Genomic DNA, 17,509 nt, shown 5'->3' on the forward strand with positions numbered 1-17,509 from the left:
GCATCCACTGAATCCAGATACCGAATCCACCAAGGAGACACATCATGACGAAACCCGGTGTGCTGAGCATCCCGTCGATGCGCGGCCAGTGCAGCGATGTGGAATGGCAGGCGCGCGTGGACCTGGCCGCCTGCTACCGGCTGGTCGAGCTGTATGGCATGGCCGACATGATGGCCAACCATATCTCGGTGCGTGTGCCGGACGAGGAAGACGCGTTCCTGATCAACCCGTACGGCATGATGTACGAGGAGATCACGGCGTCGTGCCTGATCAAGGTGGACCACGCCGGCAAGATCCTTTCGACGCCCGACTTCGGCCCGCTGAACTACGGCGTGAACAAGGCCGGCTACGTGATCCACAGCGCCGTGCACCACGCGCGCCCCGAGGTGGCCTGCGTGATCCACACGCACAGCTGGGCATCGATGGCCGTGTCGTCGCTGGCATGCGGGCTGCTGCCGATCACCCAGACCGCCATGCGCTTCCTGAAGATCGGCTACCACGACTACCAGGGTGTGGTGCTGGACACCGCCGAGCAGGAGTCCCTGATTGCAGACCTGGGCCGTGGCGAGGCGCTGATCCTGCGCAACCACGGCGCGCTGACCGTGGGCAATTCGGTAGGGGAGGCCTTCAACTGGATGCACCGGCTGGAACTGGCCTGCCGCTCGCAGGTGGCGGCCATGTCGTGCAATACGCCGCTGCAACAGGTCTCGCCCGAGGTGCTGGAGGAAACCTGGAACAACTATCAGCCCGGCACGCGCCGTCCCTACGGCCTGATGGAATGGCCGGCGCTGCTGCGCAAGCTCGACCGGCTTGACCCGAGCTTCCGGGACTGACGGGCGGACGGCATCGATCCTTCGCTATCGGTTTTCGCCCTGCCGCCACGTTGCGGCTGAGGGGGCCCGGGGCAGGGCCTTTCGACCCCCCAAAGCTCTCGCCCCTACGCCGGGGCGAAAAACGCAGCGCATAAGAACTATTACCTGATAAAGCCCCGCTTCGCAGGCTGGAGTAGACAAATGAACCGCAGAACCCTGCTGGCGCAGATCCTTGCGCTGGGTGCCGCCCCCTATGTACTCAGCGCCCGCGCGCAGCCCGGCAAGCCCGTGACGCTGATCGTGCCGTTCGCGCCCGGCGGCAACCTCGACGTCGTGGCGCGCGCCATTGCCCCGGCGCTGGAACAGACCCTCGGCCGCAACGTGATCGTCGATAACCGCCCCGGCGCGGGCGGCGTGATCGGCGCCTCGGCCGTGGCGCGGGCCGAGCCCGATGGGTCCACGCTGCTGGTCACCACGCCCAACGCGGTGGTGGTGCTGCCCAAGATGACGCGCACCAACTTCAAGCTGGCGAGCTTTAGTCCGGTGGGCCTGGTGTCCACCACGTCGCTGGTCGTGGTCGTGAAGGGCGGCGATACGCGTTTCAAGGATGTCGAGGCGCTGCTGGCCTATGCGCGGGCCAATCCGGGCAAGCTGGCGGCGGGCCACGCTGGCCCTGGCACGACCAACCACATGGCGCTGCTCCAGCTGGAGGATGCCGCGAAGATCCGGCTCAACCAGGTGCCCTACAAGGGGTCGGCCCCGGCGCTGGTCGACCTGATGGGCGGCCAGATCGACATGGTGGTGGACCAGCTGACCAGCTCGGCACCGCATATCCAGTCCGGCGCGTTGCGCGCGCTGGCGGTGATGTCGCGCGACCGCGATGCCACGCTGCCCAAGGTGCCGACGTTGCGCGAAGCGGGTCTGGCCAATTTCGAGGCCACCACGGCTACCGGCCTGCTGGCGCCTGCTGGCACGCCGGCCACGGTGATCGACACCATTAACGCCGCGCTGCGCAAGGCGCTGACCGAAGGCAGCGTCAAGAGCCGTCTGCAGAACGTGGGCAGCGTAGCGCAGGCATCGTCGCCGCAGGAACTGCTGGCATCGCTGCAGAAGGAAGACGCCCGCGCGCAGGCGCTGGCCACCGCCGGCCGGCTCAAGGCTGCCGAGTAATCGCACCGAAGGCACCTGAACAAGCGAAGGAATCCATGACACGCCCCTGCCTGCCCCCGCTGGCATCGATCACGCCGCTGTCGTTCCGGGCACCCAGTGGCGCCTGCGACAGCCATGCCCACGTATTCGGGCCCTATGGCCGCCACCCGCTGGCCGATGACCGCAGCTACACGCCGGCCGAGCATCCGGCCGAAGCGTTCATAGCCCATCTCGACGAACTGGGCCTGACGCGTGGGGTGCTGGTGACGGCCAGCGCCAGCGGCACCGACAACAGCGTGGTGATCGACGCCCTGCGCCAGTACCCCGCCCGGCTGCGCGGCATTGCCGTGCCGGCAGCCGATACCACCGATGCAAAGCTTGACGCCTGGCACGACGCCGGCGTGCGCGGCGTCCGCATCAACCTGTACCAGATCGGCGGCCATGCGGTGTACCGCAATGGCGTGGGCATCGACGTGCTGGAGGCCCTCGCGCCGCGGCTGAAGGCGCGCGGCTGGCACGCGCAGATCTGGATCCACGCTCCCGATCTGGTGGAACTAGGCCCGCGCCTGAAGGCGCTGGGGCTGCCGCTGGTGATCGACCACATGGGCCGCATGGCCACGTCGCGCGGTGTGGGCGATGCGGGATTCCAGGCGCTGTGCGCGCTGCTGGCCGAGGGCGTGGCCTGGACAAAGATATCGGGCGCCGACCGCCTGCAGCCCGCCGGCGCGCCGTACCGCGAGGTCGATCCGTTCGTGGCGGCGCTGCTGGCGGCCAATCCGGAGCAGATCGTCTGGGGTTCCGACTGGCCGCACATCAACTATTTCGATCCGGCGCAGATGCCAGACGACGGCGTGCTGTTCAACCTGCTGTCGCGCTGGATCCCCGACGAGACCACCCGCCACCGCGTGCTGGTGGCGAACCCGGCCCGGCTATACGACTTCGGATAACGGCACCGAAGCAACCAAGACACCACAACGACAACGACTGGAACGGAGACATCGCATGCCCCCCACAACGCCCCGGAATACCCGCTGGAACAACGTCGCCATCAGGCTGCTGGCCTGCGCGCTGACGGCCGGCCTGACGCTGGCCGCGCCGGCTCGCGCCGACGACTATCCCACCAAGCCGGTGCGCGTGGTGGTGGCCTTCACGGCGGGCGGTACCACGGACATGCTGGCGCGCAGCGTCAGCCAGCAGCTGGCCCAACGCTTCAAGCAATCGTTCGTGGTGGACAACCGGCCCGGCGCCGGCGGCAATATCGGCACCGAATTCGTGGTGCGGTCGCCCGCCGACGGCTACACGATGCTGGTCAACTCGGTGGGGCCGATCTCGATCAACCAGACGCTCTACAAGAAGCTCAACTACGACCCGCTGACCGATCTGGTGCCGGTTGTGCAAATCGCCGACGTGCCCAATGTGCTGGTGGTGCATCCGTCGCTGCCTGTGAAGTCGTTCGAGGAGTTCGTGGCGTATGCCAAGGCCAACCCCGGCAAGCTGAACTACAGCTCCACGGGCGTGGGCACGTCGTCGCACCTGTCGGGCTTCATGCTGACCGAGCGGATCGGCACGCAGGCCACCCATATTCCGTACAAGGGCGCAGATGCGCTGAACGACCTGCTGTCCGGGCGCGTGCAGTTCATGTTCGCGACCATTCCTTCGGTGATGCCGCATATCCAGGCCGGCAAGCTGCGCGCACTGGCGGTGTCGAGCGCCAAACGTTCGCGCTCGCTGCCAGACCTGCCCACGGTCGCTGAAAAAGGCTTCCCGGGCTTCGAAGCCGGTTCCTGGTTCGGCTTCTTTGCGCCGAAGGGCACGCCGCAGGATGTGATCGCCAAGGTCAACCAGGCCGTCAACGAGGCGCTGCCGTCGCTGCAGGCGCAGATGATCCGCGAGGGCGCCGATCCGGTGGGCGGGTCGCCGAAGCAGTTCGGCGACTTCACGCGCAAGGAATATGTCAAGTGGAAGGCCGTGGTGAAAGCCTCCGGCGCCACGGTGGATTGAGCCGCGCCATGTCAAACGAAGCCCTGCGTATCCTGCTGTCCGCCGCTGCCTTGCAGTCGCACCACGCGGCTATCGACACGGCCATGGCGGCGGCCGGTGTGCCGTGGCAAGCGGTGCTCGTGCCCCAGGTGGACGAACCGCACACCGTCGACGCCGACGTGGCCTTTGTGTCGCGCGACGTGACCGGGCTGTCCACCAAGCACGAGATCCTGCCCGCCACGCAGCGGTTCTATACGGCGATGCTGGATGCACCGTCGCTACGCTGGACCCATACGCATTCGGCGGGCGCGGATCGCGCGATCTTTGGACAGCTGCGCCAGAGGGGCGTGACGGTTACCACGTCGTCGGGTGCCAACGCCGGCGTAGTGGCCCAGACGGCGCTGGCCGGCCTGCTGGCGCTGGCGCGCCATCTTCCGCAACTGATCGACGCGCAACGGGAGTCGCGCTGGGCGCCGCTGATCGGTAGCGGGCTGCCGCGGGACCTGCAGGGCCAGCGTGCCACCATCGTCGGGTGGGGCCCGATCGGGCAGCAGATCGGTGCGGTGCTGCGCGTGCTGGGGCTGGCGGTGACGGTGGTCAGACAGCGTGCCTCGCCGATGGAGACCGGATTCCAGGCGGTCACGTTCGAGCAGTTCGACGCCGTCCTGCCGGATACCGACTGGCTGATCCTCGCCTGTCCGTTGACCGATCGCACGCGCGGGCTGGTCGATCGCGCCGCCTTGCAGCGGCTGCCCGCCGGGGCTCGGCTGGTGAACGTGGCGCGCGGTGAGGTGGTCGACGAACCGGCACTGATCGATGCCTTGCGCGCCCAAAGACTTGGCGGCGCGTACCTGGACGTGTTCGCCCATGAGCCGCTGGCGGCGTCGTCGCCAGTCTGGTCGCTGCCAAACGTCATTGCCACGCCGCACAGCGCGGGCTTCTCGGACGGCAATGCCGCGCGCGTGGTCGATATCTTCCTGGATAATCTGCGACGTTGGTCGACGGGCGAAACCCTTGTAAACCGGGTGGAGTGATCAATTTCAGACGCGTCTGCATGGTATTGCGGAAATTTCAGCAACCTGCGCGGCGGCAAACGCGTCGACAATAGGTCATCGCATTTTCGACCCGCCACGACCGTGCCCAATACCGCGACCCCCGCACCGACCCCTGCACCGACAGCCGCACCGACGGCCGCACAGGCGGCAACCCTCCAGACGTTGCCACGCATCGTCGTCGCCGAAGACAATCCTGTATGCCTGCTGGTGCTTGTCGAGCAGTTACGTGCCATTGGCGGATGCGAGGTCGTGGCCTGCGAGGACGGCCACGATGCCTGGGCTGCGCTGCAGGGCGGCGCGGATTTGCTGTTGACCGATGTCGGCCTGCCGGGCATGAGTGGCCTGGCGTTGGCGCGAGCGATTCGTCATGCCGAGCAGCCGGGCTGCCGTCGGCTGACGATCATCGCGGTGACGGCCACGGCCGACAGCAAGACGCGCCGGGAGTGCCGCGCCGCAGGCATCGACATGGTGCTGGCCAAGCCCGTCGGCCGGGACATGCTGACGCACCTGTTGGGCCGTTATGTCAGCCAGCATGTCAGCCACCATGTCAGCCGCCAGCCGGCCTGACGGACACACGCCGGCAGGCCGGCATCAGCCCTTCCAGGCCGACGCCCGGATGACGCTGCAAAAGTTGCCACGATGAAAATGCGGGTCCTTGTCGGCCAGCACATCGGCCTTGACGTTGCCAAACGTGGTGTCGGGCTTGTGCCGGATGCCGTCGTAGAACGCCTGGATGATGTCTTCCTTGAAGCGGGCGGTGCGCGGATGGACATGCACCACGGCTTCGCGATCGGCCTCGGCAAACGTGTCGTACCCGATGCCCAGCACGTCCATCTCGACGCCGGCCGTCACCAGCGCGATCTCCGGAGCCATGAACTCGGGGATGCCGGGCGTGGTGTGCAGCGCGATGGCGGTCCACACTTTTTCCACTTCCCATTCACCAATGCCACGGCTGCGCAGAAAATCGGCGGCCGCGTTGGCGCCGTCGACTTCGAAACGCTTGTCGGCGCTGCTGTGGGCCTGGGTCAGGCCCATGTCGTGGAACATCGCGCCGGCATAGAGCAGTTCGGGGTCATATGCGAGTCCCCGGTGGCGGCCAGCCAGCGCGGCCCAGTAGTAGACGCGGCTGGAGTGGTGGAAAAGCAGCGGCGACTCGGTGTCGCGCACGAGTTCGGTGATGTCCCGGGCCAGCTGGCTGTCGGGAATGGCAATGTCGGCGGCGGTGAAACGCATGGTGGCTCCTGTTCATTGGGGTTGCCTCGAGTCTAGGGTTCGCAGTAGCATGTCTTCAATCGTCGTGATGCGACGAATCAAGACATACCCGGACAATCCGGACAATCCGGACAAACTGCTCGGCCGTGCCTGAAAGGCCCCATTTCGCCATGCCCGCTACCCGTACCATCGGCCTGTTGGCCGTCGAAGGCGTCCAGCTGCTGGACGTATCCGGCCCGCTTGACGTTTTTGCCGAAGCCAATGTCCAGGCAGGCGTTACGGTCTACCAGATGCGGGTGGTGGCGTTGCGGCGCGGGCCGCTGACGGCGTCGTCGGGAGCCAGGCTGTTGCCGGACATCGTGATCGAGGACGACACGGCGAGCGGTTCGCCGTCGCGCTTTCACACGCTGCTGGTGGCCGGTGCACCGCATGCCGGCCACGCGCCGGCAGAGCCCCAGGTGCTTGACTGGATCCGCCGCACGGCGCCCGTGACGCGGCGCTACGGTTCCGTCTGCAGCGGCGCCTTCCTGCTGGCGGAGGCCGGACTGCTCGATGGCCGCCGCGCCACCACGCACTGGTCTGCAGCCGATGCGCTGGCTGCGCGCTATCCAAAGGTGACCGTCGATGCCGACGCCATTCACGTCCGTGATGGCAAGGTGCGCACGGCGGCGGGCGTGACCGCCGGCATGGACCTCGCGTTGGCGCTCGTCGAGGAGGACCTTGGCCGGGATATCGCCTTGAAGGTGGCCAGCCAGCTTGTGATGTTTTTCAAGCGACCGGGCGGGCAGGGTCAGTTCAGCCGCCGCGCAGCGCCTGCCGCGGCAAACCGCTCGGCCCTGCAGGAACTGCAACGCTGGGTAGCCGCCCACCCGGCGGCGGCCCACGACGTGCCAAGCCTGGCCGCGCGGATCGGCGTCAGCGCGCGGCACCTGTCGCGTTTGTTCCAGGAGGAAGTCGGCGTCACCCCGGCCAACTGGGTCGAGGCCGCGCGCGTGACCGCCGCCCGGCAACTGCTCGAAGAAGGCAATATCGCGCCCAAGCAGGCCGCTGCCGAGTGCGGCTTTTCCAGCGTCGACACCCTGCGCCGCGCATTCCTGCGGGTGGTCGGCGTGACCCCGGCGGAGTATCGCAAGCGGTTTGTGTCCGGGGTGGAGTGAGCCGTTTCCTATCGGGGAGATGCTTCTTCGGCATTGACGTTCGTAGTTCAAGGATTCGACGATTTACCGGCATATCCCGCGCTGAACAGAATGGCCGCTCACTTCAATGAGGGGCCAGAATGCGAGATATCCGATACGCACTGAAGAACGGCGACAAGACAACGACCGGCGGGATGCTCTGTGCATCGGGGGCTGGGATGATGACGCATCACGGCCAGCCTGTGGGGGTCGAAGGCGACATCGCGACATGTCCGGCTTGCAAGGGCACGGGCAAGGTTTTCAACGATTGCCGACCCAATTTCGACCTGATGGGCAGGCAACTGCTTGTCAGCGGCGCACGGGTCCATTGCGGCTGCGCAAAGCCACCGCTTGTCATTCCATCGCAATCGGACTTCACGCTTGAGGTGAGTCGGGGCACTGCTCTGGCGGCTGGCGTCGCCGAGCCCGCTGTGGCTGCCGCGACCCTTGCCGCGGCCCTTACCGAGAACGCCGGAAGTGGATCGCATCCCCCGGCAGCCGCACATGACGAGCAGATCCGCTGCATCGACGAGGATGGCGCCCCCATTCCCGGCGTGCCGTACTTTATATCCGACCCGCAAGGCAATTCCTGGCAAGGCGTCACCGACGAGGCCGGCTTTTGCCCCCGGATTGCGACAGAGGGCCCGCAGACACTGTCCGTCATCTCTTCGGCCCGCTGGCGCTAGAGCACTGGAAGCGGGAGGAGCGTTGACATGACCACGTACAACGTGGCGACCAACGCGCGAGAGGGGTCCCGGGTCGAGCTCGAGGGCCCCTTGATGCCGGCGCGAGCCTTTTTCTATGCGGTGGTGGAAGAGGTCGGCGAAAACGGCTTTCTGGTCAGGAAGGTTTATGAGGTGCTGGATGAGCTGACGCTGGAGCAATCCAGGTTGCCCATAGAAGTCCTGAAAGATGAAATGAATCCCGAACGCAAAGGCATCAACTATCGGGCACCAGACTCGAAAATTACTATTGCGAGGCATGTCATGGGGGACAAGTTCTCCAAATACATGTCTGCAACCGACTTTTTCCCCCATGGATCGCCTCGACTCAACGGAAGGGTCACGTATGTCGATATTGAAAAGGCGCTTCGTGCGGGCGCAAGAATCGTTTCGCAAGACGCCATCCAACGGGATCTGGACCGCCACCTCCTGAAGTATCCGTACGCGAGGATAAAGACGCTGGAGGCGAAGGATTGGGCGAGGATAGATCGTGAAGTTCTTTTCGAAGGGAAGCCAGTTCCGGCCAGCGCGATATTCAATCCGCAGACGCTTCCTCAGGCACAGGGCTATGTACGCGTGGGGCGGGTGATTCAGGTCGTCGGGATATTCTTCACCGCCTATGACCTGAAGGTTGCCGCGTCGGAATCGGTGAAATTGCAATCGATCAAGCCAATCTCGCAGGAAGTGCTGAGGCAGGCAGGGGGATGGGCCGGCGCCGTGGCCGGCGCAAAGCTGGGCGCCTCCGTGGGCGTGACCTACGGGGTAGTGACCGGGCCAGGCGTGATCGTTACCGGGCTGGTGGGAGGCGTGCTTTTTGGAGCGATGGGATATTTCGGGGCCGGCCACTTGGCCCAAAGGGCGTTCGAATGACCCGCAATCAGAAGATATTGAAGCGGGTCCTCGAAATACTCCGCGAACTCTTGCCAATGCATCCCGCGACGCGGGCGCAACGGCAGCTCCGGCGCGACGTGGAGCGAACCTTGCGACGCGCCTATCGTTCGGTCTGCGACATGTCACTGGAAGAAGCGCGGGCCATGTTCAGCCGTCCACTAGACGACAAGCTCTTTCTGTCACTGGGAGGCTATCCAGAATTTCTGGATTTGCGGGACAGGTCAATGGAAGCTGTGAGCACCGCGTTGCATTTGCTGCCGGAGAAGGTGCCAGCGGTGCATGAAGTCGTGACGCAAGGCTATGACCTGATCGGCAAAAACACATATGCAGGGCGCACGGACGGGGGGAATCGGCTGATCTTTCATACCTTTGAGCAATTCAACGGCATTTGTGTGGGTATATCCACGAACGACGTGGAAGTGTGCCGCCGCGTGATTGCGATGGGCCTTCAGCCGCCGGAGCCCTGGGTGGCCTTTCCCGAATTGGCGGACACGGCCTTCGGCTTTCTGCAAGGCAATATCGAGTACTGGTGGTACGTGTACTGGGAGCCTTACTGGGAGTCGCTCGACAAGGGTAAGCAGGACGCGTTTCTGGCGGGCGCCACGGACGCCTGGCAAGCGTGTTTCTGGCGCCATGTGGGCGAAGGCAGGGAGATTTTCGAAGAAATGGCCCGCGCACGCGCACGGGAGTTCGACTGATGTCGGCGTTTCGAATGAGCGAGATCCGCAGGATCATAGGGAAGGTCCTTGAAACGCTCGCCGATCTCAGACCCATGCATCCCGCGACGCGGGCTGAGCGACGGCGTCAGCGCGAGATGGAAAGATCCTTGCAGCGTGCCTATCGTGCGATATGCGGCATTTCCCTGGAGGAAGCGCAGGCCATGTTCAGCCGTCCACTGGACGACGGGGCTTTTCAGTCGCTGGGCGCCTATCCTCTGTTTCTGGATTTGCGGGACAGGTCAATGGAAGCTGTCAGCACTGGCGTGCATCTGCTGCCTGAGAAGGTACCGGCATTGCGTGAAGTCGTAACGCAAGGTTATGAGCTGATTGGGAAAAACACATACGCAGGGCGCACGGATGCCGGGAACCGCTTGATCTTTCATACCTATGAGGAGTTCAACGGCATTTGCGCGGAAATTTCCACCAACGACGTGGAAGTGTGCCGCCGCGTGATTGCGATGGACCTTCGGCCACCGGAGCCCTGGGTCGCCTTCCCCGAATTGGCGGAAACGGCCTTCGGCTTTCTGCAAGGCAATATCGAGTACTGGTGGTACGTGTACTGGGAGCCATACTGGGAGTCGCTCGACAAGGGTAAGCAGGACGCGTTTCTTGCGGGCGCCACGGATGCCTGGCAAGCGTGTTTCTGGCGCCATCTCGGAGAAGGCAGGGAGATTTTCGAAGAAATGGCCCGGTCGAGGTCGCAGGAAGCCGACCGACGCTAGCGTTCGCGGAGCCCTGCGTCCGCACATCCGGATGGGTGCGCGGACGCAGGTGTTTCCTGGGCCGCCGCCCCTCACATATTCAACGCCCGCTTCTGCACCGCCAGCGCGGCTTCGCGCATGACCTCCGACAGCGACGGGTGCGGGTGGCAGATCATGCCGATGTCTTCCGACGCGGCCTTGAACTCCATGGCGACCACGCCTTCGGCAATCAGGTCCGAGGCATTGGCGGAGATAATGTGTACGCCCAGCAGTTCATCGGTCTTCGCGTCGGCGATCATCTTGACGAAGCCGTCGGGGCGGCCGATGCCCATGGCGCGGCCGTTGGCCTGCATCGGGAACTGGCCGGTGCGGTATTCGCGGCCTTCGGCCTTCAGTTGCGCCTCGGTCTTGCCCACCCAGGCAATCTCGGGCTCGGTGTAGATCACCCACGGAATGCAGTTGTAGTCGATGTGCGGCTTCTGGCCGTCGATGACTTCGGCCACCATCACGCCTTCGTCCTCGGCCTTGTGCGCCAGCATCGGCCCGCGCACCACGTCGCCAATGGCATAGATCCCCGCCACCGAGGTGCGGCAGTTGTCATCGACGGGGATGAAGCCGCGCGGGTCTGCGGACAGGCCCACGGCGTCCAGGCCCAGGTTGTCGGTGTTCGGCACGCGGCCGATCGACACGATCAGGCGATCGGCCTCAAGCTTCTGATCGGCGCCGGACTGGTCCTTGAAGGCGATGGTCACGCCGCCCTTGGCCTTGGTCTTCACCTCGCCGATATTGACACCCAGGTGAATGGTCAGCCCCTGCTTCTTGAACAACTTGGCGGCTTCCCTGGCAATGGCTTCGTCAACGGCGCCCAGGAAGGCGGGCAGGGCTTCAAGAATGGTGACTTCGGCCCCAAGGCGGCGCCAGACCGAGCCCAGTTCCAGCCCGATCACGCCTGCGCCGATCACGGCGAGCTTCTTCGGCACGGAATCGAAGGACAGGGCGCCTTCGTTGTCGGACACGATTTTGTTATCGACAGGCACGCCGGGCAGGTGGCGGGCCTTCGAGCCCGTGGCGATGATGACATTGCGTGCGGTGTAGGGCCTGGTGTCGCCGCCGTCGCTGGCTTCCACGGTGACCACGCCATCGGGCGCCCGGCCCTTGAACTTGCCGTGGCCCTTGATCCAGGTGACCTTGTTCTTGCGGAACAGGAATTCCACGCCGCCGGTGAACTTGTCGACGATGGCGGCCTTGCGGCGGATCATCTGCGCCAGGTCCAGCGACACGCCCTTGATCTGTACGCCGTGGTCGGCCATGCCGTGCTGCGCGTGTTCAAAGTGTTCGGACGACGCCAGCAGCGCCTTGCTGGGGATGCAACCCACGTTCAGGCAGGTGCCGCCCAGGCGAGGCTTGCCCGCCTCGTCCTTCCATTCCTCGATGCAGGCCACGGTCTTGCCAAGTTGCGCGGCCCGGATGGCGGCGATGTAGCCGCCCGGGCCCGATCCGATCACGATCACGTCGAAGTCCGCCTTGGCCGAAGGGCTGGCGCCGCCGCCTGTCGCCCCTGCGGATACGGATGCGGGCGCTGCAGCGGCCGGGGCGGTGGCGGATGCCGCAGCGGGCGCGGAGGCCGAAGCCGTTGCCGGTGCCGGTGCCGGCTTGGCGGCCGGGGCGGCGGCGGTGGCCTTGGCATCGGTATCCACCACGGCGATCACCTCGTCTGCGTGAACGGTGGCGCCGTCCGGCTTGACGATCTGCGTCAGGACACCGTTGTCCGGACACGGCACTTCCAGCGTGACCTTGTCGGTTTCCAGTTCCACAAGGATTTCGTCGCGCTGGACGGCTTCGCCGGGCTTCTTCTTCCACTGGAGCAGCGTGGCTTCCGAGACGGATTCGGACAGCTGGGGCACCTTCACTTCAATCGTGGCCATGGTCTTCCTTCGGGTTCTCGTGTGGCGAAAGCTTCCAGTCTAGGAGAGCACGCCGTCAGCCATGCGATACGCGAATAAGGGTTTACCCGCATAAATGCAAACGGCCCGCCGATAGGGGCGGGCCGGTGCCAGGAAAGACCGCGCTGTGTCGGGGCGCGGCTGGAAGGCTTAGTGGCCGGCGCTCTGGCCTCCGTCAACGTGCAGGATCTCGCCGGTGATGAACGGCGCCGATTCCAGGAACAGCACGGCTTCGGCGATATCGCTCATTTCGCCCATATGGCCCATCGGGTGCAACGCGCCAAGGGCCTCGTGGGTTTCCGGTGCGTGCATCGGCGATTTGATGATGCCGGGGGACACCGCGTTCACGCGGATGCCGCGGCGGGCGTATTCCACGGCCAGCGACTTGGTGGCCGCGTTGATGCCGCCCTTGGTCAGCGATGCCAGCACGGACGGCACGCCCTGAATGGCATGGTCCACCAGGCTGGTGGTGATGCTCACCACGTGGCCGCTGCCCTGCTTTTCCATCTGCGCGATGGCCAGTTGCGTGATGTAGAAGAAGCCGGCCAGATTCACGCCGGTCTTGGTGATGTAGTCCTCGGCCGTGTAGCTGGTGAACGGCTTGGCGATGAAGATGCCGGCGTTGTTGACCAGCGCATCGACGCGGCCGAACGTCTCGATGGCTTGCGACACCACCCGGCGGGCAGTGTGCGGATCGGCGATATCGCCCGGCACGGCCAGGATGTTCGCGTCATCGGGTTGCTGGATGCCGCGCGCCGTGGCCACGACGCGGTAGCCGCGCTGGCGGTAGGCCTTGACCAGTTCGGCGCCGATACCTTGCGAAGCGCCCGTGACGATGGCGACCTTCTGCGTGGCTTGCGTGGCTTGGTTGGTTTGCGTGGTGCTCATGATTTGCCTCATTGATTGGGTTGACCTTGGCATCGCTGCCAATCGAATCGACGTGGTCGATGGCAGGAAATGTAGGTGAGGCAAGCCCGCGATTGAACGGCCCCGGCGCTCAAACAGTTATGCGCGGCGGTAACAAGTGCGCGGGCGTGGCATGATGCGGCGATCTGCCAGGGGAACGGAGGATGCGATGACGACGCTTGGAAGGGCGGTGACCGGCGCGGAGGCCATCGAGACAACGGTATTCCGCCAGGATGCGCTGTCGGTGGGCCTGGTGCTGCCGCTGCTGGGCAAAGGCGAGATCGCACCGGACTTCCAGGCGCAGCTGGACCTCGCGGCGCGCGCCGACGCGCTGGGCTACCGGGCGCTATGGGTGCGCGATGTGCCGCTGAACAGCGCCGGGTATCCCGATCCGGTCGGGCATCTCGACCCCTGGGTGCTGCTTGGCGCGCTGGCCACGCGGACCCGGCGGATTGCGCTGGCCAGCGGCGCCATCGTGCTGACGCTGCGGCATCCGCTGCATATCGCCAAGGCGGCGATTTCAGTCAGTGCGCTGTCGGGGCAGCGCTTTATTCTGGGGCTGGGATCGGGCGACCGTCCGCCCGAATATGCCGCGTTCGGCCGCGACACCGAGGCGCGCCGCGACCTGTTCCGCGATCATTGGGAAACGGTTGGCGCCTCCGTAGGCGTGCCGTCGCGCGTCATGCCGGACCTGCAACCGGAAGGCGCGCCGGATTTCTACCTGCTGCCGCACCAGCCCCGCGCCGTGCCGCTGCTGGCGGTGGGCTCGGGCGGGCAGAGCGTGGACTGGATCGCCCGCCACGCCATCGGGTGGATGACCTACCATCGCGATCCCGACACCCAGCGCGAGCGGCACCGGATGTGGCGCATCGCCGTGGAGCGCGGCGCGCCCGAGCAGTTCCGGGGGTTCGGCGTGGCCATGCGCCTCGACCTGTCAGAGCGGCCCGACGAGGCGCCGTCGCCATTGAATCTCGGCTATCGCACCGGCGCCCGTGCACTGGTGGACCTGCTTTCGGAAATGCGCGAAGCGGGCACGCATCACGTGGCGCTTAATGTCACCGACTCGACACGGCCGCCCGGAGAGGTTCTGGAAGAGGTGGCCGAGACCGTGCTGCCGCACTTCCACGGCGCCGCCCCGGCGTAAGCACGGCGGCTCCCATCAAAGCGCGCAGAGCGTGGCGGCGATCACCAGTGCTGCGGCGGCCACGCCCAGCGATTCGCCAAAATTGTTGCTGCCGTGCATCAGTGCCGTGGATACCAGCGGGCCAACGATCTGGCCGACGCCATAGGCGGCCGTCATCACCGCAAACAGGTTGAACCTGACCTTGCGGGCCAGACGGCGCGCGGCAGGCGCCGCAATCGTGACCGTCCCCATGAAGGTGCCCCCGACCAATACCGCACTGGCCAGGTAGGCCAGCGCCGTATGGCTCAGCGCGGGCAGCACCACGCCAACGGCCTGCACGCCAAGATTCCATTGCATGGCGCGGCGGGTGCCCAGACGCTCATGCACGGCATGCCAGAGGAAACAGGACGGTGCCGCGCCCAGACCGAAGACGGCCCACACGTGAATGGGATCGATCGGGCCCAGCGCGTCTCGTACGAACAGCGGCAGATAAGTGGCGGTGATGATGTAGCCAAAGCCGGCGAGACCATAGCTGACGATCAGCGCGGCCGGCCCGAGGGTGCCCTGCGGGACGGCCGCGGCCGCCGGGGCATCGCCGGTGCGTGCCTCCAGGCCCAGCACGCGCCATGCCAGCGCGCTCAGTACCAGCGCGCCGATGGCCAGCCCAAGCCATAGCGCCAGGCTGTGCCAATGTGCCAGGTTGCCCATGGCGATCAGCTCGGCGGAAACCACGATGCCGATCCCCACGCCGGAAAACATCAGCGGCGCGCCATCGTGTCGGCCGCGCACATGCAGCAGCCACGATGCGGCGCTGACCAGGGCCAGTGCGCTGAGCACACCCGCGACAAAGCGAACCACGATCAGCAGCGGATCGGGCAGCGGCAAAGCCAGCGCCGCCAGCGACACGACCGTCCCGCCCAGTGCCACACGCGACCAGAAGCCGGCCCGGTCACGTGCGATACGTGCGGCCAGCAGGGCACCCACCAGGTAGCCGGCGTAATTGGCCGACGCGGCGAGCGATCCCGTTGCCACGCTCATCGCGCCGTCACGCACCATGAGCGGATACATGCCGGTGAAGGCAAAGCGGCCGAAGCCCATTGCCACGGCCAATGCCAGCGCTGCGGCAATGGCTTCGCCCAGCGATTTCCCGGCGCTGGCATCGCGTCGGGTTTGCGGTGTCGGAATGGAGCGGGCCGTGGAGTTCGCCATGATCGCGGGGGTCGTCACTGATATTCTCAAAAAGAGATGAATGACAACGTAAAAATCTCGATATGGGAATGATAGGGCAAGCCGAACTGCTGGCTTGTTCCGCCATGTATCAAGTGATATTCCGCCTGCGCAAAAGGGGAAGGGGCCGCTACGCGGAAAACTTGTCGACCAGGAAGTCGACGAATGTGCGCACCCGCCGCGACACATGGCGCGCATGGGGATACAGCAGCACGAAGGGGCGCGTGCTGCCGCCAAATTGCTGAAGCACCTGGACGAGCGTGCCTTCACGCAGATCCTGCTCGACGACAAAGCGATAGGTCTGGAACAGGCCCGCGCCGGCTCGGGCCAGCGTAGCGCCGCCGAGCGCGTCCTCGGACGTGGCAATGGCGCCGGTGGTCACCACATCGATGTCCTCGCCGTCCTGGCGGAACGTCCATGGGATGCGTCGGCCGCTGCTCGGACGTTCGAACTGAATGCACTCGTGCGCCAGCAGGTCGTCGAGCGTTTGCGGGGTGCCGTGGCGCTTCAGGTAGGCGGGTGTGCCCACCACCACCATCTCCGCATCTTCCAGCTTGCGCGCGATCAGCGTGGAGTCGTCGGGCGCACGGCCGCGCACCGACAGGTCATACGTGTCGTCGGCAAAGTCCACGTTGCGGTTGCTGATATGGACGTCGATGTCGACCTCGGGATAGCGTTCGCGGAATTCCGGCAGCACCGGCAGCACCCGATAGTGCGCGTACGGGGTGGGCAGGCTGATGCGCAGCCGGCCGGCAGGCGTGGCGTGCTGGCCGCTGATCTGCCGCTCGGCATCCACTAGCTGGGCCAATGCCTGGCGGGTCTCGTCGAAGTAGGTGCGGCCCTCGTCCGTCAACCGGATCTGGCGCGTGGTGCGCACGAACAGCCGGACACCCAGCCGCTCTTCCAGCCTCGACACACTGCGACTGACCGCCGCCGGCGTCACGCCCGCCGCCACCGCCGCCGCCGTAAAGCTGCTAAGTTCGGCCGCCAGACAGAAGAGTTCGATGCTGCCCAGTTGTAGATCGTCGAATTGGCGCTTCATTGTCGGATGGGGCGAAGGTGCAGAACGCAATGATGAGCCACCTCCGGGCAATCGACATCACGGCGGCAGCTTCGAGTGCCCGAAGTGTATGCCATGCCACACATCCGGTGGCGGCCCCATCCTCCCTGTGACCGTCCCAGCCCGCTAATGTCCGGCGCACCGTTTATGCGCAAAACAGCACAATTTGGTCGCTATCGCTCGCCAATTGTCGAGTTAGGCAAGAATCAGTTGCATGTGCTGGCGCCTGTATCGGCTTTTTGAAGATTTGCTGATGCAGCCGTCAGCCGTCAGCCGTCAGCCGTCAGCCGTCGAGCGATGCGGACGCGGCCGTGCCAAACCGGTCGGCCTGGGCGCGGACGGTGGTGGCCAGCACGGCCTGGCAGTCGCTGCAAAGCCCCGGCATGGCGAGGTCGGCCTTGGCGGGTATCAATCCATGTGCCAGGAAGTGCTGGCGTACGGTCTGCTCCAGGGCGGCGTCGAACACTTCGGTCAGACTGGCGCAGTGCGTGCAATACAAGTGGCGGTGAACCGGCTGGTCGGCCAGTTCATAAAACGTCATCGAGCGGTTTTTCTTGTCCGATACCACCACGCGCGCTAGCGGTCCCAGATCGGCCAGGTCGTAAATGGCCTTCTTGAACGAGGAAATGGACTGGCCGTCATTGCGCCTGAGCATCGCCGCGCAAAGCTGTTCGGGATTCAAATGGCGCTGCGGCGATGCCAGAAGGACTTCCATCAGCGCAACGCGGGCGGCATTGGGCGTGAGACAGTGAGTCTCCAGCAGCTGAATCGACAATGGGTGCTTTTCGCCAGGCATTTCCGGAATATCAGGGCGCGTGGTTTTCCGCTGGCCGG

General features: G+C 65.4%; 18 protein-coding genes and 1 pseudogene. 12 read left to right on the forward strand and 7 right to left on the reverse strand.

The features are described 5' to 3' along the window. Positions 1-44 precede the first annotated feature (44 nt). The 6 genes from BLQ58_RS11310 to BLQ58_RS11335 all read left to right on the forward strand — a co-directional run bounded on the left by BLQ58_RS11310 (position 45) and on the right by BLQ58_RS11335 (position 5,563). On the forward strand, positions 45-833 hold the full coding sequence (locus BLQ58_RS11310; protein ID WP_092597799.1) for a class II aldolase/adducin family protein: 789 nt from the start codon (positions 45-47) through the stop codon (positions 831-833). Positions 834-1,013: 180 nt separating this feature from the next. Continuing rightward, a complete protein-coding gene (locus BLQ58_RS11315) occupies positions 1,014-1,982 on the forward strand; it encodes a Bug family tripartite tricarboxylate transporter substrate binding protein (protein WP_092597802.1) in 969 nt (322 codons plus the stop codon). Positions 1,983-2,017: 35 nt separating this feature from the next. After that, positions 2,018-2,908 (forward strand): amidohydrolase family protein, encoded by an 891-nt coding sequence (locus BLQ58_RS11320; RefSeq protein WP_092597805.1) that lies wholly within the window; start codon positions 2,018-2,020, stop codon positions 2,906-2,908. 55 nt (positions 2,909-2,963) lie between these two features. Then, positions 2,964-3,962, forward strand: coding sequence for a Bug family tripartite tricarboxylate transporter substrate binding protein (locus BLQ58_RS11325; protein WP_092597808.1), 999 nt, complete (start codon positions 2,964-2,966; stop codon positions 3,960-3,962). An 8-nt stretch (positions 3,963-3,970) separates the two neighbouring features. After that, positions 3,971-4,975, forward strand: a complete 1,005-nt coding sequence (locus BLQ58_RS11330; protein WP_092597811.1) for a D-2-hydroxyacid dehydrogenase — start codon at positions 3,971-3,973, stop codon at positions 4,973-4,975. 183 nt (positions 4,976-5,158) lie between these two features. Then, positions 5,159-5,563 carry a response regulator gene (locus BLQ58_RS11335; RefSeq protein WP_092597814.1) on the forward strand — a complete coding sequence of 135 codons (405 nt, stop codon included), beginning with the start codon at positions 5,159-5,161 and terminating at the stop codon, positions 5,561-5,563. Positions 5,564-5,587: 24 nt separating this feature from the next. Here BLQ58_RS11335 and BLQ58_RS11340 read toward each other — a convergent pair whose 3' ends face one another. Continuing rightward, the gene (locus BLQ58_RS11340) at positions 5,588-6,229 is read right to left on the reverse strand and encodes an HD domain-containing protein (protein WP_092597817.1); all 642 of its coding nucleotides are present in this window, start codon (positions 6,227-6,229) and stop codon (positions 5,588-5,590) included. A 149-nt stretch (positions 6,230-6,378) separates the two neighbouring features. On the opposite strand from BLQ58_RS11340, the gene BLQ58_RS11345 reads away from it, so the two are divergent. The 5 genes from BLQ58_RS11345 to BLQ58_RS11365 all read left to right on the forward strand — a co-directional run bounded on the left by BLQ58_RS11345 (position 6,379) and on the right by BLQ58_RS11365 (position 10,437). Beyond that, a complete protein-coding gene (locus tag BLQ58_RS11345) occupies positions 6,379-7,365 on the forward strand; it encodes a GlxA family transcriptional regulator (protein ID WP_092597819.1) in 987 nt (328 codons plus the stop codon). A gap of 119 nt (positions 7,366-7,484) precedes the next feature. Beyond that, positions 7,485-8,069: a PAAR domain-containing protein gene (locus tag BLQ58_RS11350; RefSeq protein WP_092597822.1), complete on the forward strand. Its 585-nt coding sequence runs from the start codon at positions 7,485-7,487 to the stop codon at positions 8,067-8,069. A 27-nt stretch (positions 8,070-8,096) separates the two neighbouring features. After that, positions 8,097-8,975 (forward strand): hypothetical protein, encoded by an 879-nt coding sequence (locus tag BLQ58_RS11355; protein ID WP_092597825.1) that lies wholly within the window; start codon positions 8,097-8,099, stop codon positions 8,973-8,975. Next, positions 8,972-9,694, forward strand: coding sequence for a hypothetical protein (locus BLQ58_RS11360; RefSeq protein WP_092597828.1), 723 nt, complete (start codon positions 8,972-8,974; stop codon positions 9,692-9,694). The genes BLQ58_RS11355 and BLQ58_RS11360 overlap by 4 nt, the downstream gene beginning before the upstream one ends. Before the next feature lie 14 nt (positions 9,695-9,708). Beyond that, entirely contained in the window at positions 9,709-10,437 is a 729-nt protein-coding gene (locus BLQ58_RS11365; RefSeq protein ID WP_139186096.1) for a hypothetical protein, read from the forward strand. A 71-nt stretch (positions 10,438-10,508) separates the two neighbouring features. Here the strand turns inward: BLQ58_RS11365 and lpdA are convergent, their stop codons facing one another. From lpdA to BLQ58_RS11375, 3 genes and pseudogenes are all read right to left on the reverse strand, one after another. Next, positions 10,509-11,927 (reverse strand): dihydrolipoyl dehydrogenase, encoded by a 1,419-nt coding sequence (gene lpdA / locus BLQ58_RS11370; RefSeq protein ID WP_254775913.1) that lies wholly within the window; start codon positions 11,925-11,927, stop codon positions 10,509-10,511. A gap of 198 nt (positions 11,928-12,125) precedes the next feature. Beyond that, positions 12,126-12,341, reverse strand: a pseudogene (locus BLQ58_RS29475) (biotin/lipoyl-containing protein); the annotation flags it as partial. A 168-nt stretch (positions 12,342-12,509) separates the two neighbouring features. After that, positions 12,510-13,247 carry an SDR family NAD(P)-dependent oxidoreductase gene (locus BLQ58_RS11375; RefSeq protein WP_092597837.1) on the reverse strand — a complete coding sequence of 246 codons (738 nt, stop codon included), beginning with the start codon at positions 13,245-13,247 and terminating at the stop codon, positions 12,510-12,512. 187 nt (positions 13,248-13,434) lie between these two features. Between BLQ58_RS11375 and BLQ58_RS11380 the strand changes: the two genes are divergently transcribed. Continuing rightward, positions 13,435-14,409 (forward strand): LLM class oxidoreductase, encoded by a 975-nt coding sequence (locus tag BLQ58_RS11380; RefSeq protein ID WP_092597840.1) that lies wholly within the window; start codon positions 13,435-13,437, stop codon positions 14,407-14,409. Between the two features lie 15 nt (positions 14,410-14,424). Here BLQ58_RS11380 and BLQ58_RS11385 read toward each other — a convergent pair whose 3' ends face one another. The 3 genes from BLQ58_RS11385 to BLQ58_RS11395 all read right to left on the reverse strand — a co-directional run bounded on the left by BLQ58_RS11385 (position 14,425) and on the right by BLQ58_RS11395 (position 17,471). Continuing rightward, complete coding sequence (locus tag BLQ58_RS11385) at positions 14,425-15,615, reverse strand: YbfB/YjiJ family MFS transporter (protein ID WP_254775904.1); 1,191 nt, start codon at positions 15,613-15,615, stop codon at positions 14,425-14,427. A gap of 130 nt (positions 15,616-15,745) precedes the next feature. Next, positions 15,746-16,657: a LysR family transcriptional regulator gene (locus tag BLQ58_RS11390; protein ID WP_092597846.1), complete on the reverse strand. Its 912-nt coding sequence runs from the start codon at positions 16,655-16,657 to the stop codon at positions 15,746-15,748. A 301-nt stretch (positions 16,658-16,958) separates the two neighbouring features. Further along, positions 16,959-17,471: a Fur family transcriptional regulator gene (locus BLQ58_RS11395; RefSeq protein ID WP_092597849.1), complete on the reverse strand. Its 513-nt coding sequence runs from the start codon at positions 17,469-17,471 to the stop codon at positions 16,959-16,961. Positions 17,472-17,509 lie beyond the last annotated feature (38 nt).

It is taken from the genome of Ralstonia sp. 25mfcol4.1, assembly GCF_900104095.1.
Taxonomy (GTDB): domain Bacteria; phylum Pseudomonadota; class Gammaproteobacteria; order Burkholderiales; family Burkholderiaceae; genus Cupriavidus.

What these genes read in the sequence shown, in the direction of transcription:
- BLQ58_RS11315 (WP_092597802.1), top strand. Translation starts at nt 1,014, where the DNA reads ATGAACCGCAGAACCCTGCTGGCGCAGATCCTTGCGCTGGGTGCCGCC.
- BLQ58_RS11345 (WP_092597819.1), top strand. Translation starts at nt 6,379, where the DNA reads ATGCCCGCTACCCGTACCATCGGCCTGTTGGCCGTCGAAGGCGTCCAG.
- BLQ58_RS11310 (WP_092597799.1), top strand. Translation starts at nt 45, where the DNA reads ATGACGAAACCCGGTGTGCTGAGCATCCCGTCGATGCGCGGCCAGTGC.
- BLQ58_RS11355 (WP_092597825.1), top strand. Translation starts at nt 8,097, where the DNA reads ATGACCACGTACAACGTGGCGACCAACGCGCGAGAGGGGTCCCGGGTC.
- BLQ58_RS11395 (WP_092597849.1), bottom strand. Translation starts at nt 17,471, where the DNA reads ATGCCTGGCGAAAAGCACCCATTGTCGATTCAGCTGCTGGAGACTCAC.
- BLQ58_RS11375 (WP_092597837.1), bottom strand. Translation starts at nt 13,247, where the DNA reads ATGAGCACCACGCAAACCAACCAAGCCACGCAAGCCACGCAGAAGGTC.
- BLQ58_RS11320 (WP_092597805.1), top strand. Translation starts at nt 2,018, where the DNA reads ATGACACGCCCCTGCCTGCCCCCGCTGGCATCGATCACGCCGCTGTCG.
- BLQ58_RS11360 (WP_092597828.1), top strand. Translation starts at nt 8,972, where the DNA reads ATGACCCGCAATCAGAAGATATTGAAGCGGGTCCTCGAAATACTCCGC.
- BLQ58_RS11325 (WP_092597808.1), top strand. Translation starts at nt 2,964, where the DNA reads ATGCCCCCCACAACGCCCCGGAATACCCGCTGGAACAACGTCGCCATC.
- BLQ58_RS11330 (WP_092597811.1), top strand. Translation starts at nt 3,971, where the DNA reads ATGTCAAACGAAGCCCTGCGTATCCTGCTGTCCGCCGCTGCCTTGCAG.
- BLQ58_RS11365 (WP_139186096.1), top strand. Translation starts at nt 9,709, where the DNA reads ATGAGCGAGATCCGCAGGATCATAGGGAAGGTCCTTGAAACGCTCGCC.
- BLQ58_RS11350 (WP_092597822.1), top strand. Translation starts at nt 7,485, where the DNA reads ATGCGAGATATCCGATACGCACTGAAGAACGGCGACAAGACAACGACC.
- BLQ58_RS11340 (WP_092597817.1), bottom strand. Translation starts at nt 6,229, where the DNA reads ATGCGTTTCACCGCCGCCGACATTGCCATTCCCGACAGCCAGCTGGCC.
- BLQ58_RS11380 (WP_092597840.1), top strand. Translation starts at nt 13,435, where the DNA reads ATGACGACGCTTGGAAGGGCGGTGACCGGCGCGGAGGCCATCGAGACA.
- BLQ58_RS11390 (WP_092597846.1), bottom strand. Translation starts at nt 16,657, where the DNA reads ATGAAGCGCCAATTCGACGATCTACAACTGGGCAGCATCGAACTCTTC.